This window comes from Tolypothrix sp. VBCCA 56010 (assembly GCF_050875635.1).
Classification (GTDB): Bacteria; Cyanobacteriota; Cyanobacteriia; order Cyanobacteriales; family Nostocaceae; genus Hassallia.
This window is the reverse complement of the sequence record NZ_JBPAOH010000076.1, coordinates 12,416-36,080: the sequence shown is the minus strand read 5'-3', so window position 1 is coordinate 36,080 and position 23,665 is coordinate 12,416. Positions and strand designations below refer to the sequence as shown.

Here is a 23,665-nt window from a genome sequence, read left to right as displayed (position 1 = left end):
ATGCACAAGATAAGAAATTTGAGAGCGTGCGTAAGTCCTATTGATAACCCAAGATAACCCACAACACAGGGTTAATATATTTTTGCCAAAGTGGGATGCTCCCACAGAATTCGCGGTTCCCACCCGTCTGCCAGCATTTTCATCAACAACGGATGAGATTCTTTTCCGAGAAGCAGGGTCAGTTTTGCGGGAAGTTGGCGCTCGATGGTCAGCAGAGCTTCTTTGTCCGCTGATTCAATTGCAATTTCACGCTGCAATTTACTCACCAAGGCTCGTTTTTCCTCTAGGGTCAGTAGTTGTGGATCATCAGCCGCGCCTTTACTTTTAGCTTTACGCTGTTTGCCTTGACGGACACTTTCGGCGTGTCGCTTACGCCACTGGGGATCGTCCCAAAGCTTCTGCATCTTGTCCCGGTGCTGTTTCGACCAAGCCATGTTCAAGGTTTCCTCATTCGTGAGTGGGTTTGTCAATCACAAGCATTCTGGTGTTCACGTTTGTCCGCCGATCTGATTGGAGGAAAGAGCCTGCTGGGTTGTCGAACTCCGTTGCTCCCAGACAACGCAACCAAGAGCGGAAGTGTTGGTATTTTTGCTTTGATCCAAAGGTGTAGGAGTTGCTAACGATGCTCACCAGTCGTCCGCCGGGGACTAGCCACTTGAACGCAAGCTTAACATGGCAAATGTCGTTACCAAGACTGAATGGTGGGTTCATAATGACGCGGTGATATATTGGTTTTGGAGTGGCTTCCATAAAGTCGTCACCAATTAAGTAGAATTTCTGGCGAGTGAGGATTTCTCGCAGGGTAGGCGACACCTCGAAACAATCGGGTTCGATGCCTGCTGCCCTCAGTTCAAGGCAGATCGACCCCGAACCAGCACTCGGTTCCAGCACTTGCATTCCCGGTTCGAGTTCAGCAAGTTGCATCATTCGCTCCAACAGATGCTGCGGTGTGGGAAAGTAATCGGGTATTTTCTGCCACACAGCTTCTCGCTTAAGTTGGCTGATTTCTAATGCTTCAGTTTCCTCAGTACTTTTGGGACGTTCTGCACCCAACTCTTTCAGGGCAGCGATCGCACATTTACACTGTTGGGGTGTGCGAATGCCAGCACTTTTAAGCTTTTTTACCCACTCCTTGTACCAACCGTCCGAGGCGAATACGTCTTCTATATCCTTGTCGCTCCAACTGTCCTTGCTCATGGATGCTAGGACTTCTAGTTGGGTTTTAGCGCTGATTCCTTCCAGGATGCGGGGCAGGTTCCCAAGTTTTGCACGGTTGGCAAGCGCATAAAGCAGGAATTGAATTTGCTCCAGTCTCAAGCCTTCTTGATAGAGCGAATCGGCAATTCGGGCGCGGCGACGAGTGGGGTTAAGTTGAGCGATGGGCGGATGTTTCTTTGCTGCTATTGCCTCGGTCATGCCGTCAGCCAATTCGCGTAGTTTCTGGGCTTTGCGGGGATTGGGGAACAGCAGCGGCTTTGTGTCCTGAGAGCCGTTTTCTACAGAGGGAAGCAAGTCCCAAAGTTCTAGTTGTTGCATAAATGGAAGATAGGAAAAACCTCTCCCTCTCCCAGCCGTGAGGCTGCAACCTTTGTATTAAGATTTATCGCTGCTATGTTCAAAAACGCGATTTTATGCATAACATAAATATGCACTTATTAATTGTGTCGGCGTACAGCGGGGTGGATGTGAAAGGGATTTCTAGCATCCAGTTGTTATAAAATTGGATGAAGAAGTGCAAATGCGATCGCCTCTGGTGACGCTTTTCTTTGAGACGCACTCGCGTTCGCTCATCGCATCTTCAATGCACTCATTATTACAAGTAATTTGCCAGACATAATACAACGATATAGCCGAACATTATTTTTTCTAACACTTGTATCTACCGGACTCCCAATGCAACCGAGCGTCCTCTAAAAGAATTATTATGACAACCAGGTGTAAGTTGCAATCGCTGGTTGTTTAACATTAATTGATGTAGATTATCCCCTTTATCAAAAGATTCGCAGGGTGTAATTTTACCATTGCTTTGTATTATTGCGTTCTGAGTTATTTCTGCGTTGAATTGACACCCACCAACAAAGCCTGCACAAATGATTGAAAAAATCGATAGTTGCAATTTCATATCGTCCTCCATAATTATCACTAACAAAGGATGAAGCGAAATATTAAATTGTGAATATAGCTTGATGGATAATTCAAATCAAAAGCAAATAATCAATGTCATATGCACGTAAATATGTGTGATTATAGTTGCAATAAAAACAAGCAAAAAGCTTATGATCTAATTATTTTGTGTTTTATTTATTACCTTTTTATTTTTGTCTTATAGGACTAGGCTTTCCCTGACACTTTTTATCCTACATCAGCAGTCTGAATTAACAAAATTTTTTGTGCGAATCACAAATAAGTGCTTGTTAAATAAAGGTTTCAAACTGTCGAAGTAAATTGTTATCCTGTAAGAATAGCTCTTATTTCGGTGTTATACCGATTTCATATGAAGATGCATAAAATTAGCCGACGCAGGTGTTCCTGGTTTGTATAGCCGAGCCAGTGCGTTGCGGAGGTTCCCTCCGTTATAGCACCTAGCATCCAGGCTAAAGCGCCTGAACGCGAGTGCGTGCGTTCGGCGCAGGACGTTATGTGCAGCCTCATGTAAAATTGGTGTTAGTGCAAGATTTAAAGCACCAAATGAAATCTCCAGCAAAACCAAGATGGTAGCTGGAGACAAAAAATATAAAAGTTTATACCATTTCACCAAATGTTAACCACATGGTAATCCTTGAAGTGGATTGGTATTAACTAAACGCAAGTGTTTCCATTTTATTCGACTTCTGATGAAGCCAGTCAATTCAAAGTATCATTTTCTGGTGAATTCCTTATTAATTGGCTATCAAAACTTATCGTTAAGACAGTATCTTTAAGTAAGGATTGCAGCACTTGTAAGTAAGCAACTGCATCATCACGACGACGAAATCGTGCAACCACAATTTGTTTTTTATTGGGAAGGGTGCGAATAATACACCAAGGACGCAGTTGCTCAGAATAAATCGTCATAACTTTCTCACAAGTGCTGTAGAATCACTTTTATAATCGGCTTTGAATTGCCTAAATTTAGGCTAAACCAGACACGGCTTCTCAAGACAGGTCAAGATAGTATTGACAATTTAGCATTTTTGTGAATTAGAAAGTTTATTGTGAATTGCTAAGACACAATAAACGTCGCAGGTGTTCGGGAATTTCCTCAAAATGCTCCAAGAGAAAATCCATCAAAGCCAAATGGCGTAAATCATTGTGGGTTGGGTATCGTCGGTTGCGATTTGTTCTAAACCAACTCCTAACGGTAGAATCAGAACGGAAGCATATTAAGGCAATTTGCTCATAACTTACACCCCATTTCGCATAAAACTGTGTTGGTGTCATGCTAAATTCCCAATTGCTATAGAGTTGAATTAGCCGTAATTCTCGCATTTGCAATGAATGAGGTTTAGACATGATAGGTAAAGTTAAAAGGTGAAATTAATTTTGCTGTAGAGACGCTTGGGTATCGCGTCTCTACAAAATCAATGTGAATCTAAATGTGTTACCTCAATAATTTGTTTTTCCTCCACATAACGCCAATAAAATCGTTTCGCCATTGATGCAGAAGAACTCCAAATCTCGCCATCTTTGCAGTGATATCGATGGGTTCTCAAACTGCGGTAAACTGGACCATGATTAGCCAAACATTCAAATGATTTGTCGTATTGCTTGCGGTCTTTCCGGGATAATGTATTAAGTTGTTTTTCAGCTTTTGGACTAAAAATCAAATGGAACTTGAGAGAGTGAAACTGCATTCAATAGTTCCCACATATCCAAATTCAACCGAAAGCGCAGCAGATATTTGCACAAAGGAGGTGCGCGTGCTTTTTTACAAGCATTCATTTTGGTATTTTTAATCTGGTAATTGTTGTGTCTAAATTTCAGACGCGATATATCGTATCTCTACAACACTATTCAAACGATAAACGCTGCGTCGTCTACTGTAAATTGCGGTTGCGTTCCTACTACAGCAACTTTACAACGATGATGTGCAGACATAGGATAAAATCGGATTTGGTCTTCTCGTTTATTGACGAGTCTAACGAGGTATTTTGATACAGTTTCGTACTGTTTTTCATCCAAAATGCACTCGAAGACAGATTTTTGTACGCGCAAACCGTAAGCTTCGAGAAGTTTTGACACTTTATTACGACGGGTGTCGCTAACGATGTCATAGCAAACTAAGTAAAACATGGTTATTTCACCAAAGTTAACGGTGCTTTCTGCGATTCACCGACATTGGCAAAATTAAAATGTGCAGGATTATGTTTGAATGCGAGGGGACGATAATATTCGACATCACCCAGGAGACACGCAAGGTATTCACGCACTTGTAAGTCCATACATTGACGGTAACTTACTTCCCCAGCGTAAGGATGCAGTACAAAAGTTTGCAATTTCCCTTCCCAGTGTTGCAGGAAACTTTGGAGAACGGTACGCGACTTTTTCCCGTTACCATTACCATTAGAATTTGGCAGATTGCGAGCAAAGTTGAACACGAGATCATCAACAATAGGTGCGCGAAATTCTGCCATGAAATCCCATACTAACGGGAGTTCGTATGTGTTAGGGTGGAAAATCGCGTAGTCGGGGTGGAGTCCTGCGGTGTGAAGAAGAGTGTATATATATTGATGTAAGAGTAGATTCCCCAAGTTTTGCAATTTTGCAATTTGCTTTGCAGTTGTATGGGAACAGGGATTGTAAAAGCTGAGTAGGTATGAGATAGCACGGTGGTAAATGTTATCAGCTTCTTGGTTATATTCTTGCAGTTGGTTGAGGGATGTTGCTATGGGTAAATTATCCATTAGCAGCGTTAGATAATTTAATGCACGCTGGGTGATGGGGTTTGCATAATTGCGAGTCCAGCTTTGCAGAAAGTTGTGTTGATTATGCAATTTTGCCCAAATCATGCTTTCTGCTGTAGCGCGGTTAAATTCGATATCGCGCTTGTGTCGGCGTTGGTGAATGAGATATTTTGGTTGTAGTTGTGATGTGTTTTCTAGCCTTCCTAAGTATTCACCGTTTTGGGTTAAATATAAGACGGGAATTTGATGTGAATGGACGATTTGAATGACTTGCTGTGTCAGATGTATGTTACTAAAGAAGATGATTTGACTGAGGTTGCGAATGGGGATACAGATACGTTGTTTTTGTTGATGAAACACCTTTAAATAATGGTGTTGGATTTTGAGCAATGCATCATGTTCAGTGATGTAAATGGTAGACATAGGTTGAATTAAGTAGAAGGTGAAGAGTAGAAAATAAAAAGATAAAGGCTTTCTTGTTTTTGCCTTTTTACTTTTTACTTTTTACTTAATTCCATCTTCTCAGATGACTATATGAGTTCGTATATGAGTACAAGATTGGTATATATGAGTTTGTATATGAGTTATATGACTTTCGATTAGATAATAAAAAATCGGAGTTATAGCGTTTCTCGGTCTAATGAGGTACATGCGTAGGGGCACGGCAGTGCCGTGCCCCTACAACCTGCTATATAATTTTGTGCCTCACCTGAATGGGAATCGCTTTTATATCCTCCGATTTGGTTGGTTATTTAAAATATTTAGATTAATTCCTTAGTTTCCATTTTTATTCGACTTCAAAGAAGCCAAAGAATCAAACGGGGCAGAATTTTGCTTCTACCAAGTTCTAGTTTCCATTTTTATTCGACTTCAAAGAAGCCAAAGCATCGACTGGCAATTCATTGGCATCGTCGCCACCATGGTTTCCATTTTTATTCGACTTCAAAGAAGCCAAAGTTCTAATTCTAGCTGCCGGTGCAGCCAGAAGATAAGTGTTTCCATTTTTATTCGACTTCAAAGAAGCCAAAGTCAATCAGAATAAGGAGAAGGAAAAGATTGTTTTGTTTCCATTTTTATTCGACTTCAAAGAAGCCAAAGTCAAAACTGTGTTGACGTCAAAAATACTTCCACATGTTTGCATTTTTATTCGACTTCAAAGAAGCCAAAGCAAGATCTGAGAAAATTGCAAGATGGGCTGAGAAAGTGTTTCCATTTTTATTCGACTTCAAAGAAGCCAAAGATTTAAACTTACGATACTAGCAAGTAAGATCTTATACTGTTTCCATTTTTATTCGACTTCAAAGAAGCCAAAGGGTGTTCGCAAACCTACCTGTTTCTGCGCGGACGAGTTTCCATTTTTATTCGACTTCAAAGAAGCCAAAGTTTGGTTTAGGTGGCGGTATTGGTGATGTTCAAGGAGTTTCCATTTTTATTCGACTTCAAAGAAGCCAAAGAGTATTTTACATTGGTTTAGATGAGATAGGAAAAATGTTTCCATTTTTATTCGACTTCAAAGAAGCCAAAGTTATTAATGATGTCAGAGAAGAAGAAATAATGTCAGGTTTCCATTTTTATTCGACTTCAAAGAAGCCAAAGTTTCCCTAATCGAGCGCCACTTGCAAGGTACGAATCAAGTTTCCATTTTTATTCGACTTCAAAGAAGCCAAAGAGATAAGTTAGTTGCAGATGAGTTTCTCGTTGAAGGTTTCCATTTTTATTCGACTTCAAAGAAGCCAAAGACTTCCCTCTAAACTACGGATCAGCCGAACATGATTGTGTTTCCATTTTTATTCGACTTCAAAGAAGCCAAAGACATTGAGTTTTTCTTAGTAAGAACCAATGTTGTAGCTAAATTGTTTCCATTTTTATTCGACTTCAAAGAAGCCAAAGAACAAATTAAAAGAGATTTCTTCACTAAAAATGGAAAAGTTTCCATTTTTATTCGACTTCAAAGAAGCCAAAGAACAAGTTAAAAAAATCAGGATGTATTGTTCAACAACAAGGTTTCCATTTTTATTCGACTTCAAAGAAGCCAAAGCTTCTTTGGGAAACATTATATTTTTCCCTTGGTACAGTTTCCATTTTTATTCGACTTCAAAGAAGCCAAAGCATTTACGCGCAAGCGTATGGCGTCCGCGTCTCGTTTCCATTTTTATTCGACTTCAAAGAAGCCAAAGTCGTGCTAATGAACCGGTTATCGACCCTGCTTCCGGGTTTCCATTTTTATTCGACTTCAAAGAAGCCAAAGTAACCTATTGGCATCGTTTATGGCAAACTCCCCCAAGTGTTTCCATTTTTATTCGACTTCAAAGAAGCCAAAGATCAAGTTCAAGCTCATGAATTTGCACAGTCGTGACAGGTTTCCATTTTTATTCGACTTCAAAGAAGCCAAAGTTCTGCTGCAGTTGTTATTCCTGGAGTTGCCAATGGGTTTCCATTTTTATTCGACTTCAAAGAAGCCAAAGGTAAAAACCTCACGACTTCTATAGATAGTGCAATTGTTTCCATTTTTATTCGACTTCAAAGAAGCCAAAGCTAATAATTACTTCAAATTAATTAGATGGGGAAATAAGTTTCCATTTTTATTCGACTTCAAAGAAGCCAAAGAAAAGACGAGTGCGATCTCGACCAAAAACAGTTAAAGTTTCCATTTTTATTCGACTTCAAAGAAGCCAAAGCTGAATGGAAAAACTGGGAGAAGGATGGAGCCAGTTTCCATTTTTATTCGACTTCAAAGAAGCCAAAGCACAAGATTTCCTTTAACACCAACAATGAAAGTTTATGGTTTCCATTTTTATTCGACTTCAAAGAAGCCAAAGGCTACCGCTTGAAAGCCTTGCCCTGAAGTAATCCTACAGCACTTTTTTGTGGGATGCAAATTTTGACCAAAATAACTGCAAATTACTCTCAATAAGTACCTCAACTCAACACCTGAACCCCTTGCCTAGAGAGCGAATTGTGGGATAGAACGAGATAATCAGGGTTTCAGCCGTTGTGTCTATCCCACAAATGGTATACTACATTACAGTTTCCAAGTCATCGGACGATAAATCTCCACCTCACCCATCAAACAAGAAATATATTCCCGCACCTGTAACTCAATACAACGACGATACGCTACCTTATAACCGGTGTGGGGATGCGTCGTCTCAGTTTGTAACTTCTCCTCCCAGTGCTTGAGATACTTCTTCAAGGCACTTGCCTGTAAATATACACCTCCACGCTCATCAGGGGGAGTAAAATCTTCAGGAGTGAGAATCTTCTTATTTACAATGTAAGTAACAAACGAATCGACAACTTGAGCGCGAAACTCCTCCATCAAGTCAGATACTAACGCTGGATGATTATCGCGAGGAACGTGTAAATTCCCAAAGTGCGTATGCAGTCCAACTGTCTGAATAAACGAAAATACTTGCTGACTTAATAAAGTATAACCCAAACTCATTAAACTGTTAATTGGGTCAGTCGGCGGGCGCTTGGTGCGCTTATCAAAAGCAAAGAAACCTGTAAACAAAGAACCTAAAGCTTGAAAATATACGGTAGCTGCTTTGCCTTCATACCCACGCAGCGCATCCATACTTTCTGCTTGGGGTAAACTATCAATTAAAGTCTGAATTAAATCTATTGCTTGGGTAGCAATTTCTGTTTCGCGACGACGATTTAACCGCATTAGTAATATGCGTGAATTGTGTAACTTTGCCGTAACAATTGCTTCGGCTTGTTGGCGAACAAACAGAGGATTTTCACAGCATTTCACCTGTCGCATTAAATACTCCACTTTAGCATCTCCTTGTACTTCCGTGCGTCCAAAATATCTTCCTTTTTGAGAAAGATACATGATTGGGATTCTTCGCCGCAACGCCATACTGACTGCACCATGCGATACATTACAACAACCAAACATAACTATATTACTCACCCGCGTTACGGGAATTTTTATCTTGAGTTCACTTTGGTAAAACACTTGAAATTGCTGATTTTTTACACTCAAATAAGCGCCTTGGTCGGTAACGTATAATGTAGACATAAAATCCTGCCAATAATGTGAAATTGCTGCTCTGGGAAAGTTGATAGGTTTATCGATACTGCAAGCTTTGGGAGGACGAGAAACAAGTTTCGCTGGTTTGGGAGAAGTGCGAAAATAAGGTGTACCCGAATCGTTAATTACCCATTCCCCCTCGCGTACAGGTTCCGGTGGTGGTGGTGCGTAAACTTTACCGTTTGTAAAGCGATAACCGAGAAAGGTGAATTCGTCGTCGGGACTAAAAATCTCTGTTTTGTCAGGTTGGAGAGTTAAATAAACTTCTTTCAACCAAGTAGTAATTTTGTCGAGGATACGGTTTGCATCCGAAAAAGTGCTACAAGCAATGACAAAATCATCTCCATACCGCACTAAATTTATGCCGTAACTGAGGCATTTTCTATCAAAATCGCTCAGGTATAAATTAGCTAAAGCACCTGATAACACACCTCCTTGTAATACTCCCTTACCTCGGTTTAAGTATTGTCCAGTAATAATTATTCCCGCTTCCAACTGCTGCTTGAGCAACTGCAATACAATTGGTTGAAGCTGCAATTCTTCCAACATCGTTAACAGTAAAGCCCAAGAAAGATTGTCAAAAAAATCGGCGATATCTGCTTTGATAATCCATTTGGGTTGATACTGATAATAGGAAAATAAATGTTGTACTGCTTGGTGAATATTCCGTCCCGGACGGTATGCGTAGCTACATTCAAGGAAAGTATCCTCTAAGGGAAAATATAATTCCTCAAGTAATAAACGCTGGACGATTCTATCCCGGACGGTTGGGATACCAAGTAATCGCTTACCACCGTTTTTTTTGGGTACATAAAATCCTTTTGCGGGACTGGCTGTGTAAAGTTGGTGGTGAGTTTGGTATGCAATATTGCGTAATTGCTCGGTTGCTATTGACTCGAATAAATCAATAGAAATACCATCAACACCCGCACTTTTACTTCCCGCACGGACTTGCAGCCATGCGAATTGGAATTGTTCAATGGAAAAGTACATTGGAAGTAAAAAGGTAAAAGAAAGAGTGGGGAAGAAGTAAAAAGGTAAAAGTGGCAGTAAGTTGAGAAAAATTGCTTATTTTGAGATGGAGTAAGTCAAAATAAGCTTTTTTTTCCTTTTAACTTTTACTCTTTAATTTGATTGTTGCAGGTGGGTATATGAGTATGTATATGAGTTATTGACTGAGGTATATAACTTTGTATATGACTTGTGAAAATTTGTGGTGTTCAGATTCCCAACTTATTGAATAAGTCGGGGACTAATACCAATTCTTGATGATGTTGAGCTTTATTCGGCTTGCGCCAAGCGCACGCTTTAGCCTGGGGCTACAAGAACGAAGCCTGCCTACGCGGGCACTCTTAGGCTCATTCTGATAGAGAATTGGTATAAGTTTTAACAACCTATTTAGATAGAGGATGCGGATAAATAGTGTGGCTTCCCCTAGCTAATAAATGACAATATACTGATATTAATTGTTTTGACTTTTAACTTGTTATGAAGCGATCGCTTGTCGCATCATTGGAGGGCATCAAACGTGCTAGAGTTGCTCTAAAGCGCCAAAAGCTAACTCAAAAGGCTTTGGCTTACGAGTTTGCGATCGCATCCTGGGCTACCGTCAGTAAGTTCTTTAACGGTAAACCCATTGACCGCAATCTATTTTTAGAGATTTGTGAAAGACTAGATTTAGACTGGCAAGATATCGCTGCACCATTTCTTGTTGATGAGGAGGAGAGTAGGGGAGAAGAAGAGATATCACCCGAACTTGCAGCGATACAACGTAATTCTCAAGATACCAGAACAGCGCTTGACCCATACATCTTACCCCGGATTCGCCGCGAAGCTTTATTAGAAAAATGCATGACGGTAATTCGACGTGGTGTGGAAGGACAACGCCGCGTTATTCCGATTTTGGGTGCTGCTGGTTACGGAAAAAGCACGCTGCTGGGCAGTATTTACGATGAGTTGGAATCGGAATTTACTTCATCTAATAAAGGTTGGGTAGCACTTGCACGTTGTAACGACTTTATTGAGTCATTAGAAAATTTTCCTCTGGAAGTTGGTGAGAAAGTTAGCGGAAGCAAAAAATCTATCGTCGAAATTGCCACTTTACTAACTGAAATTCACGGTCGCGGTGTACTCTTAATTGATACCCTAGATTTAGTACTGGAATCAAAGCTAGTACCAGTGCTGCGACGATTGTTTTTTCAATTGTTAGAAGTTGGTGTGACAATTGTTTTTACTTGTCGCGACCACGATTACCAAGATTTTTTTACACCTTATCCGGAAAGTTTTGCAGGTTTTTTCGAGAGTATTGAACGGCATTTTGTTAACAAGTTTGATACTAACGAAGTCCGTGCAGCTACTACTGCTTTCGTGCAAAGTTTGGGGATAGATAGTCCGGAGGGTGGGGAAGATTTTGCAGCAAAAATCATTAATTTGTCTGCTAATAGTCAGTCGCTGGCAGAAATCACCCACAATCCTTTACTTTTAGCGCTGTTGTGCGACTTATTTGCTAAAGATGAAAATGTCCCGGAAGATTTAACTGTTAGCCAACTCTACGAAAAATTTTGGCATTTTCGCATCGCCCAAGGTCGCAAACATCACACCGATGCACGACGAATAGGAATGGCAAAGCGCAATTTATGCTTCAAATTAGCGCAGATAATGTATAATAATAGCGGTGAACGTCTGCGCGATTTTGTTTTTGAAAGTCAGTTGGAACTTGACGAAACCCAATTTCAAGCATACTCCGAACTGAAAAGCGATGGAGTTTTGGCAGATATAGGTGGAGAACGAATTGGATTCTTCCACCAAACGTTTTTAGAGTATGCGATCGCACGTTGGATAGATTCTACCCCAAAAGGTGAAGCAGCAAAGAATGAGTTATTGCAGTTATTAAGTACATCTGAAAATCCCTACGCCAAACATTATATTTGGTCAGTACTGCGACAATTATTGAATCTGGTTAATCTAGAAGAATTTTATCACCTTGCGAATAACTTCGATCAAAAAGCTATTTTACCCTTTCGGACAATTGCTTTAGCGTCTGTCTCCCATCAAGCAGCAGAAGCATCGCAGATTTTACATCAAATTTTACCTATAGCTTGGGAATTAGGTGATTCTTACCAGGATACTTTATTAATTGCGAGTAAGTCTGCAACTAACCGTCATATAGAAAATGCTTGGATTGTGATTTTAGAATTACTAACAAAATGCAGTCTAAGATTAACTAACCAAGCTGCATTAACTGCGGGAGAAATGCTTTCTCGCTTCAAAGTTAACCCAGGAGAAAAAATTGATCAAGCTTTAAAAGCGATTGAACAACGTCCTTCCGTTAAATCTAAAGACGGAGTGGAACTTCATAGTTCTATTTTTGCACAATTGATTAGCAGTTATGCTCAAGTTCCCAAAACGTTTGGAGGTGGGATTGATGCTGATGTTTGTCAAGCCTTGCGAAAACAATATTTTAATTTAAGTAGTAAAACTCGTTCGCAAGTAGTTCAACTACATTCCCATCCAACTGTTCCATTTATCATACAGCGGGAATTTATTTTACACATTATCAGCCAACCAGTACGCGAATTACACAAAGAAAGAGATAACGCAATTATATTTTTTCACCAGGTATTACCCAATTTAATTACATCAGGAGACTCGGTTTTTGGGAATAGTTGGTTGTCAGCAATACATACACATTTACAAGCAGATTGGGGAGGTATTATTGCTACAGTTATAGGAGAACAAGCTGTAGGTGATACAGAGTTATTACAAATCTTAATTACTAAACTTCTGCAAATAACAGTGACTAATGAAGATAAACAATATTTGCATTCTTATCAGGTTGTCGTACTGCAAGCAATAAAAAGTGGAGGTGCAAACGAAGTTATCAGGCTATTACTTAGTTTTTCAATTATAGATATTCCTGCTAACCGTTATCCTAGCTTATTTCAATTAGTCAGTGAACTAGCTAAAAGCAAAGACGAATTAAACGATGAAGCATATGATAAACTAGCACAATGGATTCTACCAATAACAGATTTAAATCTCAAATTATCGATTGGAATGTTAAATGTTATATCAATTAATTCTGCAACTACAGAAGAATTATTTTGGCAAATATTAGAAAATAAAGTATTGTGTCTTAATCAATCAGAAATTAATAAATATATCAAAAATATTAACTATATTCCTCCACAGTTAGAGAGATATTTAGAAAATACATCAAATCATCCCGAATCACGACTTGCATTAATTAAACTCTATCGCCAAAATTTGGAGGATACTAACAGTCAAGAGGCATTACTCAAATTACTGCAATTATGTTGTGATAAAGTTCGCGATGTTGCACTTGCAGCAATCCAAACTGTTTTAGACTCAAGTCACAACGGTAACTACATACAGTTTGCAGACTTACTTCCAGTTATCAGTCATAGTAAGTTTATGGGTGTACGTCAGAAAACGATGTTTATTTTAAAATATAACATTGATGCAGGCTGGATGCTCTCTGAAGTAGAGTTTCTCACACTTTATCAATCTCTAGAAAGCGAAAATGCAATCGAAATAATCCAACCTTGGTGGCAAATTATCGGTTTATGGGTAGATTATCAGAGATATATTCCCTTAAACGTGGCTAAATCGGTATTTACTTTAATTAAACGTTTTATTAACGAACGCAAAGAAGTTTATTTAGAAGGTGCGATCGCCAATATTTCTTTTAGCATTCTCAAATACTTTGTTAATATAGAAGATGCAAATTTATATACTGATTTATGTGACTGTACGCGCCAACTTATAATTACATCAAGCTTGACCAAAACTGTCAATTATGTTAATATAATTGCCCTCTTAGCAAGATTGGGAAGAGTAAACCAAGAATTTTTCACTCCAATTATACAAGAAGATTTAGTGAAAAAAGATATGATTATACCATTGATAAATCAACGGATTATAGTTGCAGGAATAGTGCAATGTCAAGGTAAAAACTCGCCGCTATTAGATGAAATGTTGAATGATGAGCGCTTTTCAGAGGACGTTAAAAATCATATTCTCAGAGAACGGGAAGTTTAATCAAGTAAAAAGCGCAAAGACGCAAAGAAGAAGATGAAAAGAAGGACTTTTACAAGAGGTCTATTGTATTTCTCATTCCGGAAATATGCAACGCCCTTTTTTCTTTTGCTTTTAAGTTGTTAAAACTTACGCAAGTGTCATATTTTTTTCGTTTAGGCTGTCAAGAGTCAAAAGTCACGCATTCCAAAAAATCTTGATTTTTCAACGCTAGTCGCTCATGGGGGAGACCCCCAAGACCGCGCTAGCTCCCCTTGACCCTTGACTGTTGACTCTTGTACCAGAGGCAGGGGTGTGCCAGTTGCGTAAGTCCTGGTTGTTACTGCAATCCATCATCAACTAGCTGTTTAATTACCCATTCCCTGACAGTAGAGTAGATATAATATTGTGCATCTTCACCTAAAAAATTGTTACGATAAACCGTTTTTAAGTCTACCAAGTTATTTTTCATAATTGCAGCCATCACATCCAAAATATCATCAGGTAAACAAGCTTTCGATTCATGAGGTTTTGGAATATGACTTACCTGTAGTTCCTGCATTAACTGTTTAGAAAAACCTTTAGCACTGTGAATTAGCTCATTTCGCTTGTCAGACCAATAGTCTAACTGCTTTAATGCATTACATAGAGAATTCCAAGCTTGCAAATCATTAGCATTGTTACGAACTTGAGTTAATGCTTCTGCAAAATTACGCTTGCTATAACGACTAGTTAAACGATATTTATATGTAGATGATTTTTCCCAATATTTAAAACTTGGATTACCTTTTCTTTCCAAATCTGCAAAAATATTCCAAACTTCTTTGTTTGTTGTTTTTAGTCTGGGAACATCAATATCAAACTTGTCTTTAAATAAATAATGTGATGTACCCACCCATTTAAGAATTAACTCTCGTAAAACTTCTTCGTATAAAGAAGAAATATGTGATAAAAAACTAGCAATTTCGTTAAGTTTCCAGTAAATTCGATTTTGCGTATACAAATTAAGTAAGCGATATTGAGAGTATTTGTATTCTTCCGCAATAGTATCGAGTTTTTGGAATAATTGTGGAAAACTATCTTGATTCAACTCTAAGTGAAGTTTTGCAGTTTTTATCCCTGTCTGTGCAATATTTTTTGCAGTTTGAAAATCTAAATTTAAGCTACCACGAGCAAAATCTAAAGCAGTAATTACAAACTTACTTATATTGCTACTTTTCTCTATTTGTTTTTTATCAATTATTCCTTGATTAATCAAATATTCCAGATAATCTTGCCAATTTTGGAGAATTTGAATTGCACCATCAAAATCCCAACGTTCTAGCAACAGTCTGACTGTCTGATATTTCTGAGTACGCATATATCGCCAATAAGACTCTAACTCACAGTTAGAGGGTAATCCTGCAAATACATTAGGAATCGCAAGTTTTGGATTAACAAACAGCAATCGCTTCACAGCAGAAACCGAAATACCCTGAAGTTGTAGCGCAGTTTTCATTTGATTTGTTCCTCCTTTGACGCTAATTAACATCAGTTCTTCCTCTAGTTGCGTGCGAGGATTAGATTGTGAATCTAGCGTCATTTTCGGCTTGATTCGTTCGTAAACAGCTTTGGGATTACGCAGCATTTCTCCAGGGTCATCTTCTAATTCTTTGGTAGAAAATTTCAGTTTACTTCCCTCGCGTTTAATCAATTCAACACAGATGGAATCACCCAGTTTAAAAATATTTCTAACTTGATCGGGATTTATAAGTTCATGGGAAATATTAGAGATATGAATAAAACCTCTTTTTCCACTATGAATTTCAACGAAAATACCTTGATTTAGTTTGTCAAAGTCTACAATTTTACCTAATAATGTATCACCCAGTTGAGGATGTTTTTGCTGTTGCTGTGATTGCTCCTCTTCTCTGCGAAGTCTGTTAAAGAAGTTGAAATAAACTTTGAACAATAAATCAGCATCATTTAAAGGTATATTTTCATCAATAGGTTCAGAAATTAAAGTAAAATTTGGTAATTTTTGTTGAAACCATGATTTTAAAATTTCATACAGATGTACTGTATCTTTGTCACGCACCTCGGGCCTTATCTGTTCAATTGTTTGATTAGTAACAAATATATATGCTTGGTTAATTCCCATACTGATTGCTTGTTCTACTACTCCCCAAATGCGAGGTGGAAATATCCGGGGATGCCAATATTCAGAATTATTTTTGTAAAATTCTAGTAATTTTTCTGTAAGTTCTCGGCTACTCGGTTGCACTTCTGGAGAAAAACCTAATTCTGCATATAATCCACTTTCTCGAAAATAATGATGGGGTTTTTCCCACATGCTTAGTTCTTTAGATGTTAATCCAGATTTATCTTGATTGGGTTCATTAAGTGGATCGATAGGTAGATAATATTGTTTGCCATTAACTTCAACTTTAATTGCTAAGTCTGATGTGCCAATGTTAGCAATTAAGATTCCCATATTATTTTTCCTATTTCTAAGTTGATTTAAATAAGCTTGAGAGAGAAACCAAGTTATATTTATCCTACAAGCATTTAATTTGCAGGTCGATATTTTGCTGCGAACGACGAAACATCGACCCTACATAATGCTTACATTGGTTTAAGTTTGAGGAGTAACCCAAATTTCTTGATATTCTGTAATAGGAAGTTCTGGTTTGGTTAGCAACTGAAAATATCGTTCGCGAAGACGGTTAGTTACTCCAAAGATAGTAACGACATCAAAACGATCGCCAACACGAGCAATCCAAATAGGCGATCGCTCATTCATAGAACCACACAATTGGCGATCGTAACCATTTCCTTCCCTTGTTGCTTCCCGATGCAATAACGCTAAAGCTGGAGGTTTCTTGTTTTCCATGTTTCCTTTAACACAGATAATCCGGCAATTACTGTCAATCGCTTCTGCCCAATTACCGCTCTTAGCAGCTTCTTTCGGGTTCTGTGGGTCACAAGACAGCCCAGTAAATAATGATAAATTTGTATAGAAAGTATCTAAACGAATGCAGAAAACCTTTTGCAAAGTTTCAAGCTGAGGTGGACACTCCCAGTATTTCTCGTTGCTTATTAACTTAACACTCGACCCACGCCACCAAGGTGCAAATTTTCTATCCTGTCGAGAATAACACGGTCTTCTGGCTCCCTGACCCACACCCCCAAGATAAAACATCAGCCAAGTCAAACTTCCTAAAAGGTTCTTTAAGGCTGTGCGCTGGTCTTTGGGCAATTGTTTCATGAGGTGCGACTGGCGTAAAATTAAATTTCCAGTCGCTAACCCAAAATCTTCTTGATTATTTTTAGCATTATCGCGTATCACCTTACCATCGGGAATTTCTAGTTGAAACATTCCCATCTTGGCTTGCGGTTCAATACCACCAAAGATTGTTAACTCGCGATCGCGCACTATATCTGCATCCAACACTCCCAACGCTAATGTTCTAAACCAATAACGCAACATCGAGCGAAAAGCTGGTGGACGGACTTCTGGTTGAGCAATTCCCGGTGATTTCCACTCAGGTTTATTTGTTCCTCTTTGCTCAGGTTTCTCTTTTTTTCTTTCCCAAGCATTAAAGTTCTGTCTACCATGAATCATCTGTCCCCGCAGTTGAAATCCAACTTCCAAAATCACTTTCTCTTTTTCCGGTTGGTATTGTTGAGTCTGTGGTTCAGCTTTTTCTAAGACCTTTTCTAACACACCATATCCACTATTAACCCTTGACCCGATTCCCTGAGCAAGTCCATTAATAAGCCATCTTTGCACCAAGTCCAGCATTTTAATATTTTTTTGGGATTGCTGAGTTGACGTATCAACTGTTGTTTCTACCTTTGCGTCTACGCGTCTTTGCGTGAGGAATTCATAACGCAAACCAATCACAAATGTTGGCTTACGCAGAGATAGAAAAATGTTAGGGTTAGTCTTGTACTGGGGAGTGCCATTTTTATCCCATGTCCAAATCGAATTTGCCATATCCGGTACTAACCCTTCGCTTTCGTCCTTTCCTTTTGTTTCTGCAAACGGTAATGGATAAGCATCAAGAAAAACCACCTGTCCCATGTAAGCAGTTGGTTCCAAATCACCAAAAATTTGTCTAATACAAGTAGCGGGTTCTAAATCGCCGAAAATTTCTTCAATTTTTTCCGGTTTAGCCTTCAAATCGCGTTCAGCCATTTCCCGTGCTATCCCTTTTAAAGTTGTGCTAGGTATATATGGCATACCCAAAGCATCAAAAGCTGGTAGTAACATTGACTCTGGTCCCTTCATCCCACCAACACGAATTCGCCAAGTTGCTTTGGCTTGAAAGCAAACATTTGCTAGTGTTTGCGTGCGTTGGGTCAGTTTTTTCAGGCGATCGCTATAATCGTTGTTACTAAGTAACTTATCCAGCAATTGTAATACTTCACCGTTGTTGACGAGATTAATCTGTTGATTGTCATTAGAATTTTCTCGTCTAATTCTCATCCAACGCAGATATTCAACAAAACTAGCCTCTTCTGTAGGATTGGGAGAGCGATGTAAAGGGTGATCTAACCAAGGATTAGTTGGAATAGGATTTTGGTTTGGTATATTGTTGACCATGCTGGTTTTTCCTAATGTGTATTAGACATCTCCATAAATTAAATATGCGTAGCCTGAAACTTTTGTAGAGACGCGATCGGTCGCGTCTCTACATTCATTATCAAAGATGTGTATTTGTAATTAAATTGGTTTGGTTTCTTGTTCCATTCGACTGTTTAGGATATAACGCTTCCGCCCAAAATGAGAATTCCCGCGCTACCTGCAACGCAAATCCTGTTAATCCTAAATATTCTGAAGCACTCATTTTCGTAAGTTTCTCAATTTTGGAACTTCCAACTGAGGGTTTATTCAGACTATTCGGTTTATTCGGTTTATTAGGTTGATTGAGATTATTCGGTTTAACTTCGGGATTACTAGGTTTAACTTCTGAAAAGGCTAATTCTTCCAATGTCTCGAAAAAACACTTAACGACAGCTTGTTTTTGAGGTTCGTTACTCAAAGCTGGTTCTTCACCCGCAAGTCGCAGTAACCCCCAAGTAGCGACATAAGTATAAAGTTCTACAGCTTGACTTTTCTGTTTATCGTGTTCTTCTTTCTTAGAAGTTTTATCTTTGACTTTTTGTAGATTTTGATAAACAGCTACAGAAATTTTTCGCGGATCGTAAGTCAACATCTATTTTTCTCCTTGCTAATGTTGGAAAAGATTACGCTTTTCTTCTTCCTTTTACCTTTTAACTTTTAATTATGTCTACCTCCTTACACTTTTCTTTTTTCTTTTACCTTTTAACTTTTAACTTTTAACTTTAATTCTGATGTCCACAGTTCAACTAACCCTCGTCCCAAGCTTTCCTGTCCGCCAAACTGCCAAATATTTTGGCTACTGAGTATAGTTTGTAAATCACTACAAGCCACATTCGCTGTACCATTAGCAGAAGTTGTACTTCCCCAAGGGAAAAACATCAAAGTTTCTGGCGGTATAGCTTCGTCGTAGCGGAAGCCTGCATTATCTGCCAAAACTTTACCTTCACCCAAGTTTACCCGTACTTGTCGCCATAAACACGTTTGAATTAACACTTGGCAATCTTCATCTGAGAGAATGAGAGCTTTATCGATAGTGTCTGCAACTAAGTTTCCTTTAGGAATGTAATCTTTCCAGTTAGACCACTCTGTTAATTCTGATGATTGAAAAATCGCATCTTTAAGGTATAGTTTGACTTTACCTTTACTAAAGCTATTAACTGAAGGTGGAGATAAGGGTTTGGCTAGTGACTGATTGTACAACCTGAGCCAGCGCCGCAGTAAAAAGGGTGAACTAATCCACACAATACCATGACTTAAGGAAGGAACAGGAAACCAGAGAATCGCCGCATCACCTATCCAAAGGGCACCTTGGGTTAAATTACTATCACCGTTTTTTTGTACATCTTCGATTGTATTACCCCACAATCTTTTTTGTTGATTGTTTTCTTTGCTGTCTGGGGTACTAGCTCGCAATCTACCGCGAATTCCGCTTGCAGACAAGTGAGGTAAATCAGAATGAGATTCCCGCGCAATACCTACTAAGTTTCCTTCTTGACTTGTACCTCCTGTGTGTAATGGTGACAGCAGGTACATATAAGATAAATGTGTATTCATATTCATTTACTCCACAGTAATGTTCCGTAGTTTAAACTTTGTAGCGTTTGCAACCATTTACCACCCTCAACAGGTAAAACGCTGGTAATATCGTTAGTAGACTGTTGAAACCGATACACTGTGCCTGGTGGGATAAATGCCCGTTGCGGTAACATTGGTGTCTTGGAAAAAACTGATTTCCCACCCCAAAGTAAGGGACGATCGCAAACGCAACCAGCAAGAAGCGATCGCCAACTGTCCGGAAAAACACCGTAAACTAAAGCTTCAGATTTTACCTGCGCTAGTCCGGGGGTAAGGAGGTAGGCTTTTTTCCTTTCCGGGGATGGTTTCATAAAGTTTTGCATCTCGTCCCAACCTGGGAGGCTATCGAGGGGATAAACTAAAGCGCGGTGTCCTTCACCACCCAAACGGACGGTGGTTTTTTCTAAAGTTGTGTTGATTCCCGCTACGAGTTTCCAGTGTTTGTGCAAGCGGACTGCAACTTCAGTAAAGTAACCGTCTTCGGATTTCACCTGACGAGTTCCCGACTGAATTTGAATATGCGGTAATACTTGCATACTCCAGGGATCTTCATGAAAATCCTCTGGATCGGTTAAACTTTCTCCTTGGAGATAGCGAATTAAAGCAGAAGCTTTTATCCAAGGTTCCGGACGACCACTAATAAATTCCTGTTTACCGCGAGTATTTATGTTATTACTAATTTCCTCTGTCTCGGAAGCTTCCGGAGGAATCATTGGTGATAACCCATTTTCAGGAAAGTAATCTGGGTCAAATCCTAGTGATTTCCATCCTGGATTATCTATGTTTAAAGGTTGCAAACAAACAAGTCTTTGCCAAGTTTTTGATATTTCAATTTTCTCATCTTCTGGTTGTTGCTTAGTATTTACAGTTTTGACACAAAGTAAATCTTTGGGTGTTGGTAGCCAAAGAATCGGCTCTTTTTGCGGTTCTTGTTGCAGTAAAAATATTCCACAAAATTCTAACTTTCGGGTTTTATTGCTAGCCTCTTCTACTTTCGTAAGTGAGCGTAGAGCTTGAAATACTGTAATAGGCATTGGCGGAAATAATCCTTTTGCCCAAGCACCTTCTCCGGGTGAAAAGGGTTTGGCTTCGCGGAATAAAAGAATGTCCAGTGGTTCAATTGCGTACCATTTCATATCGATTTTGGATGGAAAATTGATAATTTTAGATTATTGAGCTTTTGCATGTTTGAAATATACAGCAATTCTCCGCAATTTATTCAAGTTTCATATCCCCGACTTATTTAAGAAGTTGGGGATATTGTCTTTTCAAATGATTTAGGACTGTTATACAGAAGTCACAATCTCAAATCATTGAGGTTGCTTTCTATTTTTATTCGACTTCAAAGAAGCCAAAGCACAAAAAGTTACCAGAATGATAATGCTGCAACCCTTGTTTCCATTTTTATTCGACTTCAAAGAAGCCAAAGTTTTTTATATTTTAGTCTTTATATACTTTATTGTTTGTTTCCATTTTTATTCGACTTCAAAGAAGCCAAAGCATGTTGTTTTAGGTTATTCTGATTCCGATTTAGTAAAGTTTCCATTTTTATTCGACTTCAAAGAAGCCAAAGAATGACGAAAAAACCACATTGCTTAACTCTGCTACAGGTTTCCATTTTTATTCGACTTCAAAGAAGCCAAAGACTTGACCAAAACTCGCACAATGTTTCTGCAGCACAAGGTTTCCATTTTTATTCGACTTCAAAGAAGCCAAAGCAAGAAGAGCCAGGATTAAAGGATCTTCGGTTTTAGTTTCCATTTTTATTCGACTTCAAAGAAGCCAAAGCCACTTACTAATGAAGCCAAATAAAAGGAGGTGATCCAGTTTCCATTTTTATTCGACTTCAAAGAAGCCAAAGTTCTGTTTTCGGTAATGCTCCAACTATTCTTCCAGAGTTTCCATTTTTATTCGACTTCAAAGAAGCCAAAGCCTGCCACCAGGACACCATGATCGACAGGGCTTCCCCGTTTCCATTTTTATTCGACTTCAAAGAAGCCAAAGAAGATACGCAAAGCACTACATGGTAAAACCATTTCAGTTTCCATTTTTATTCGACTTCAAAGAAGCCAAAGCTTCCAGCGGATAATTACGATCCTGTAAAGACGCAAATTCAAGGTTGTTTCCATTTTTATTCGACTTCAAAGAAGCCAAAGTATAAAACACTTAAAATAGGACACAGCCAAGAGCTGTAGTTTCCATTTTTATTCGACTTCAAAGAAGCCAAAGTTTCTTGCGCTAACTCTACTCTTCTTGCCACAGAGAGTTTCCATTTTTATTCGACTTCAAAGAAGCCAAAGAATGAATGCTGCTAAGGAGGGGAACAAAATTATTGAGTTTCCATTTTTATTCGACTTCAAAGAAGCCAAAGCGTTTCACAGCTACAAGTAAATCTCTGAATCTTAAGTTTCCATTTTTATTCGACTTCAAAGAAGCCAAAGATTTTTCTAAACGTAAGGTTAAGACGAAAATCACAGGAGGTTTCCATTTTTATTCGACTTCAAAGAAGCCAAAGCTATGGAACCATAAAATTTGGTTCCTGGATTGGTGGAAGTTTCCATTTTTATTCGACTTCAAAGAAGCCAAAGCAATGTTTTAAGGATTTTCTAGCTACTTTCCATTTCGTTTCCATTTTTATTCGACTTCAAAGAAGCCAAAGGAGTTTTATCCCTACTCAAGGCGTTTCACTGATATTGGTTTCCATTTTTATTCGACTTCAAAGAAGCCAAAGTGTTATGGCGACTTGATGGAAATTCCTGTGTTGAATAGTTTCCATTTTTATTCGACTTCAAAGAAGCCAAAGAGAACAATTGACGAGGCAGATAATGACTTGATCAATGTTTCCATTTTTATTCGACTTCAAAGAAGCCAAAGAAAATTATACTCAAAGAGGTTACAAGAAAATCAAAGTTTCCATTTTTATTCGACTTCAAAGAAGCCAAAGCTCTAATCAGAAAATTATTGTGGTAGTAAGTGTGGACGGTTTCCATTTTTATTCGACTTCAAAGAAGCCAAAGTTCTAATGGAATTATTGCCGAGAAAGAGAAGACGCAAGTTTCCATTTTTATTCGACTTCAAAGAAGCCAAAGAGGGGCAATTTCAGGGGGTAAATATCTATTTACAACCTTTCCATTTTTATTCGACTTCAAAGAAGCCAAAGCAAGTTGGTAACGATCCAAGTGCAACAAAGTTTTTGAACTTTCCATTTTTATTCGACTTCAAAGAAGCCAAAGATTTAACTACAAGGTAATAGTTTGTCCATCCTGCAATAGTCTTTCCATTTTTATTCGACTTCAAAGAAGCCAAAGACATCGGTTCAGTTCCCCAAGAAAAGAGCTGAACAGCTTTCCATTTTTATTCGACTTCAAAGAAGCCAAAGCTGATAATCAAGAAATGAGAGAACTGGTTTTGGATGTTTCCATTTTTATTCGACTTCAAAGAAGCCAAAGTATTGAATAGTGCCAAAGCTCGCGGTTTTCAGATTGTTTCCATTTTTATTCGACTTCAAAGAAGCCAAAGCCG

15 protein-coding genes and 2 CRISPR repeat arrays (1 of these 17 only partly in view) are annotated in these 23,665 nt (G+C 38.7%); of the genes, 1 reads left to right on the top strand and 14 read right to left on the bottom strand.

The features are described from left to right. Window positions 1-71: 71 nt before the first annotated feature. From AABK37_RS23520 to cas1 (AABK37_RS23480), 9 genes are all read right to left on the bottom strand, one after another. Window positions 72-434, bottom strand: a complete 363-nt coding sequence (locus AABK37_RS23520; protein ID WP_432553954.1) for a hypothetical protein — start codon at window positions 432-434, stop codon at window positions 72-74. Window positions 435-447: 13 nt separating this feature from the next. After that, window positions 448-1,536, bottom strand: coding sequence for a hypothetical protein (locus AABK37_RS23515; protein ID WP_432553953.1), 1,089 nt, complete (start codon window positions 1,534-1,536; stop codon window positions 448-450). 343 nt (window positions 1,537-1,879) lie between these two features. After that, window positions 1,880-2,122, bottom strand: coding sequence for a hypothetical protein (locus tag AABK37_RS23510; RefSeq protein WP_432553952.1), 243 nt, complete (start codon window positions 2,120-2,122; stop codon window positions 1,880-1,882). 722 nt (window positions 2,123-2,844) lie between these two features. Beyond that, a complete protein-coding gene (locus AABK37_RS23505) occupies window positions 2,845-3,054 on the bottom strand; it encodes a hypothetical protein (RefSeq protein ID WP_432553951.1) in 210 nt (69 codons plus the stop codon). A 135-nt stretch (window positions 3,055-3,189) separates the two neighbouring features. After that, entirely contained in the window at window positions 3,190-3,492 is a 303-nt protein-coding gene (locus tag AABK37_RS23500; protein ID WP_432553950.1) for a hypothetical protein, read from the bottom strand. Window positions 3,493-3,560: 68 nt separating this feature from the next. After that, entirely contained in the window at window positions 3,561-3,833 is a 273-nt protein-coding gene (locus AABK37_RS23495; RefSeq protein WP_432553949.1) for a hypothetical protein, read from the bottom strand. 160 nt (window positions 3,834-3,993) lie between these two features. Further along, window positions 3,994-4,272, bottom strand: coding sequence for a CRISPR-associated endonuclease Cas2 (cas2, locus tag AABK37_RS23490; RefSeq protein ID WP_432553948.1), 279 nt, complete (start codon window positions 4,270-4,272; stop codon window positions 3,994-3,996). A gap of 2 nt (window positions 4,273-4,274) precedes the next feature. Further along, complete coding sequence (gene cas1, locus AABK37_RS23485) at window positions 4,275-5,306, bottom strand: CRISPR-associated endonuclease Cas1 (RefSeq protein WP_432553947.1); 1,032 nt, start codon at window positions 5,304-5,306, stop codon at window positions 4,275-4,277. A 354-nt stretch (window positions 5,307-5,660) separates the two neighbouring features. Then, window positions 5,661-7,702: direct repeats of the CRISPR family, unit length 35 nt; unit sequence GTTTCCATTTTTATTCGACTTCAAAGAAGCCAAAG. A gap of 203 nt (window positions 7,703-7,905) precedes the next feature. After that, on the bottom strand, window positions 7,906-9,915 hold the full coding sequence (gene cas1 / locus AABK37_RS23480) for a CRISPR-associated endonuclease Cas1 (protein WP_432553946.1): 2,010 nt from the start codon (window positions 9,913-9,915) through the stop codon (window positions 7,906-7,908). Window positions 9,916-10,410: 495 nt separating this feature from the next. On the opposite strand from cas1 (AABK37_RS23480), the gene AABK37_RS23475 reads away from it, so the two are divergent. Beyond that, window positions 10,411-13,983, top strand: a complete 3,573-nt coding sequence (locus AABK37_RS23475; RefSeq protein ID WP_432553945.1) for an NACHT domain-containing protein — start codon at window positions 10,411-10,413, stop codon at window positions 13,981-13,983. A 316-nt stretch (window positions 13,984-14,299) separates the two neighbouring features. Here AABK37_RS23475 and AABK37_RS23470 read toward each other — a convergent pair whose 3' ends face one another. From AABK37_RS23470 to AABK37_RS23450, 5 genes are all read right to left on the bottom strand, one after another. Then, the gene (locus AABK37_RS23470) at window positions 14,300-16,432 is read right to left on the bottom strand and encodes a S1 RNA-binding domain-containing protein (RefSeq protein WP_432553944.1); all 2,133 of its coding nucleotides are present in this window, start codon (window positions 16,430-16,432) and stop codon (window positions 14,300-14,302) included. A 141-nt stretch (window positions 16,433-16,573) separates the two neighbouring features. After that, complete coding sequence (locus tag AABK37_RS23465; protein ID WP_432553943.1) at window positions 16,574-18,547, bottom strand: RAMP superfamily CRISPR-associated protein; 1,974 nt, start codon at window positions 18,545-18,547, stop codon at window positions 16,574-16,576. Between the two features lie 100 nt (window positions 18,548-18,647). Next, the gene (locus AABK37_RS23460; protein WP_432553942.1) at window positions 18,648-19,160 is read right to left on the bottom strand and encodes a hypothetical protein; all 513 of its coding nucleotides are present in this window, start codon (window positions 19,158-19,160) and stop codon (window positions 18,648-18,650) included. 110 nt (window positions 19,161-19,270) lie between these two features. Next, window positions 19,271-20,122 (bottom strand): type III-B CRISPR module RAMP protein Cmr4, encoded by an 852-nt coding sequence (gene cmr4 / locus AABK37_RS23455; protein WP_432553941.1) that lies wholly within the window; start codon window positions 20,120-20,122, stop codon window positions 19,271-19,273. A 2-nt stretch (window positions 20,123-20,124) separates the two neighbouring features. Next, a complete protein-coding gene (locus tag AABK37_RS23450) occupies window positions 20,125-21,279 on the bottom strand; it encodes a type III-B CRISPR module-associated Cmr3 family protein (protein ID WP_432553940.1) in 1,155 nt (384 codons plus the stop codon). Between the two features lie 186 nt (window positions 21,280-21,465). Then, a CRISPR array of direct repeats spans window positions 21,466-23,665; the repeat unit is 35 nt; unit sequence GTTTCCATTTTTATTCGACTTCAAAGAAGCCAAAG; it runs 872 nt beyond the window's last position.

Bases quoted from the DNA above. Each gene is read 5' to 3' on its own strand.
- AABK37_RS23520 (WP_432553954.1), bottom strand. From the start codon at position 434: ATGGCTTGGTCGAAACAGCACCGGGACAAGATGCAGAAGCTTTGGGAC.
- AABK37_RS23515 (WP_432553953.1), bottom strand. From the start codon at position 1,536: ATGCAACAACTAGAACTTTGGGACTTGCTTCCCTCTGTAGAAAACGGC.
- AABK37_RS23510 (WP_432553952.1), bottom strand. From the start codon at position 2,122: ATGAAATTGCAACTATCGATTTTTTCAATCATTTGTGCAGGCTTTGTT.
- AABK37_RS23505 (WP_432553951.1), bottom strand. From the start codon at position 3,054: ATGACGATTTATTCTGAGCAACTGCGTCCTTGGTGTATTATTCGCACC.
- AABK37_RS23500 (WP_432553950.1), bottom strand. From the start codon at position 3,492: ATGTCTAAACCTCATTCATTGCAAATGCGAGAATTACGGCTAATTCAA.
- AABK37_RS23495 (WP_432553949.1), bottom strand. From the start codon at position 3,833: ATGCAGTTTCACTCTCTCAAGTTCCATTTGATTTTTAGTCCAAAAGCT.
- cas2 (WP_432553948.1), bottom strand. From the start codon at position 4,272: ATGTTTTACTTAGTTTGCTATGACATCGTTAGCGACACCCGTCGTAAT.
- cas1 (WP_432553947.1), bottom strand. From the start codon at position 5,306: ATGTCTACCATTTACATCACTGAACATGATGCATTGCTCAAAATCCAA.
- cas1 (WP_432553946.1), bottom strand. From the start codon at position 9,915: ATGTACTTTTCCATTGAACAATTCCAATTCGCATGGCTGCAAGTCCGT.
- AABK37_RS23475 (WP_432553945.1), top strand. From the start codon at position 10,411: ATGAAGCGATCGCTTGTCGCATCATTGGAGGGCATCAAACGTGCTAGA.
- AABK37_RS23470 (WP_432553944.1), bottom strand. From the start codon at position 16,432: ATGGGAATCTTAATTGCTAACATTGGCACATCAGACTTAGCAATTAAA.
- AABK37_RS23465 (WP_432553943.1), bottom strand. From the start codon at position 18,547: ATGGTCAACAATATACCAAACCAAAATCCTATTCCAACTAATCCTTGG.
- AABK37_RS23460 (WP_432553942.1), bottom strand. From the start codon at position 19,160: ATGTTGACTTACGATCCGCGAAAAATTTCTGTAGCTGTTTATCAAAAT.
- cmr4 (WP_432553941.1), bottom strand. From the start codon at position 20,122: ATGAATACACATTTATCTTATATGTACCTGCTGTCACCATTACACACA.
- AABK37_RS23450 (WP_432553940.1), bottom strand. From the start codon at position 21,279: ATGAAATGGTACGCAATTGAACCACTGGACATTCTTTTATTCCGCGAA.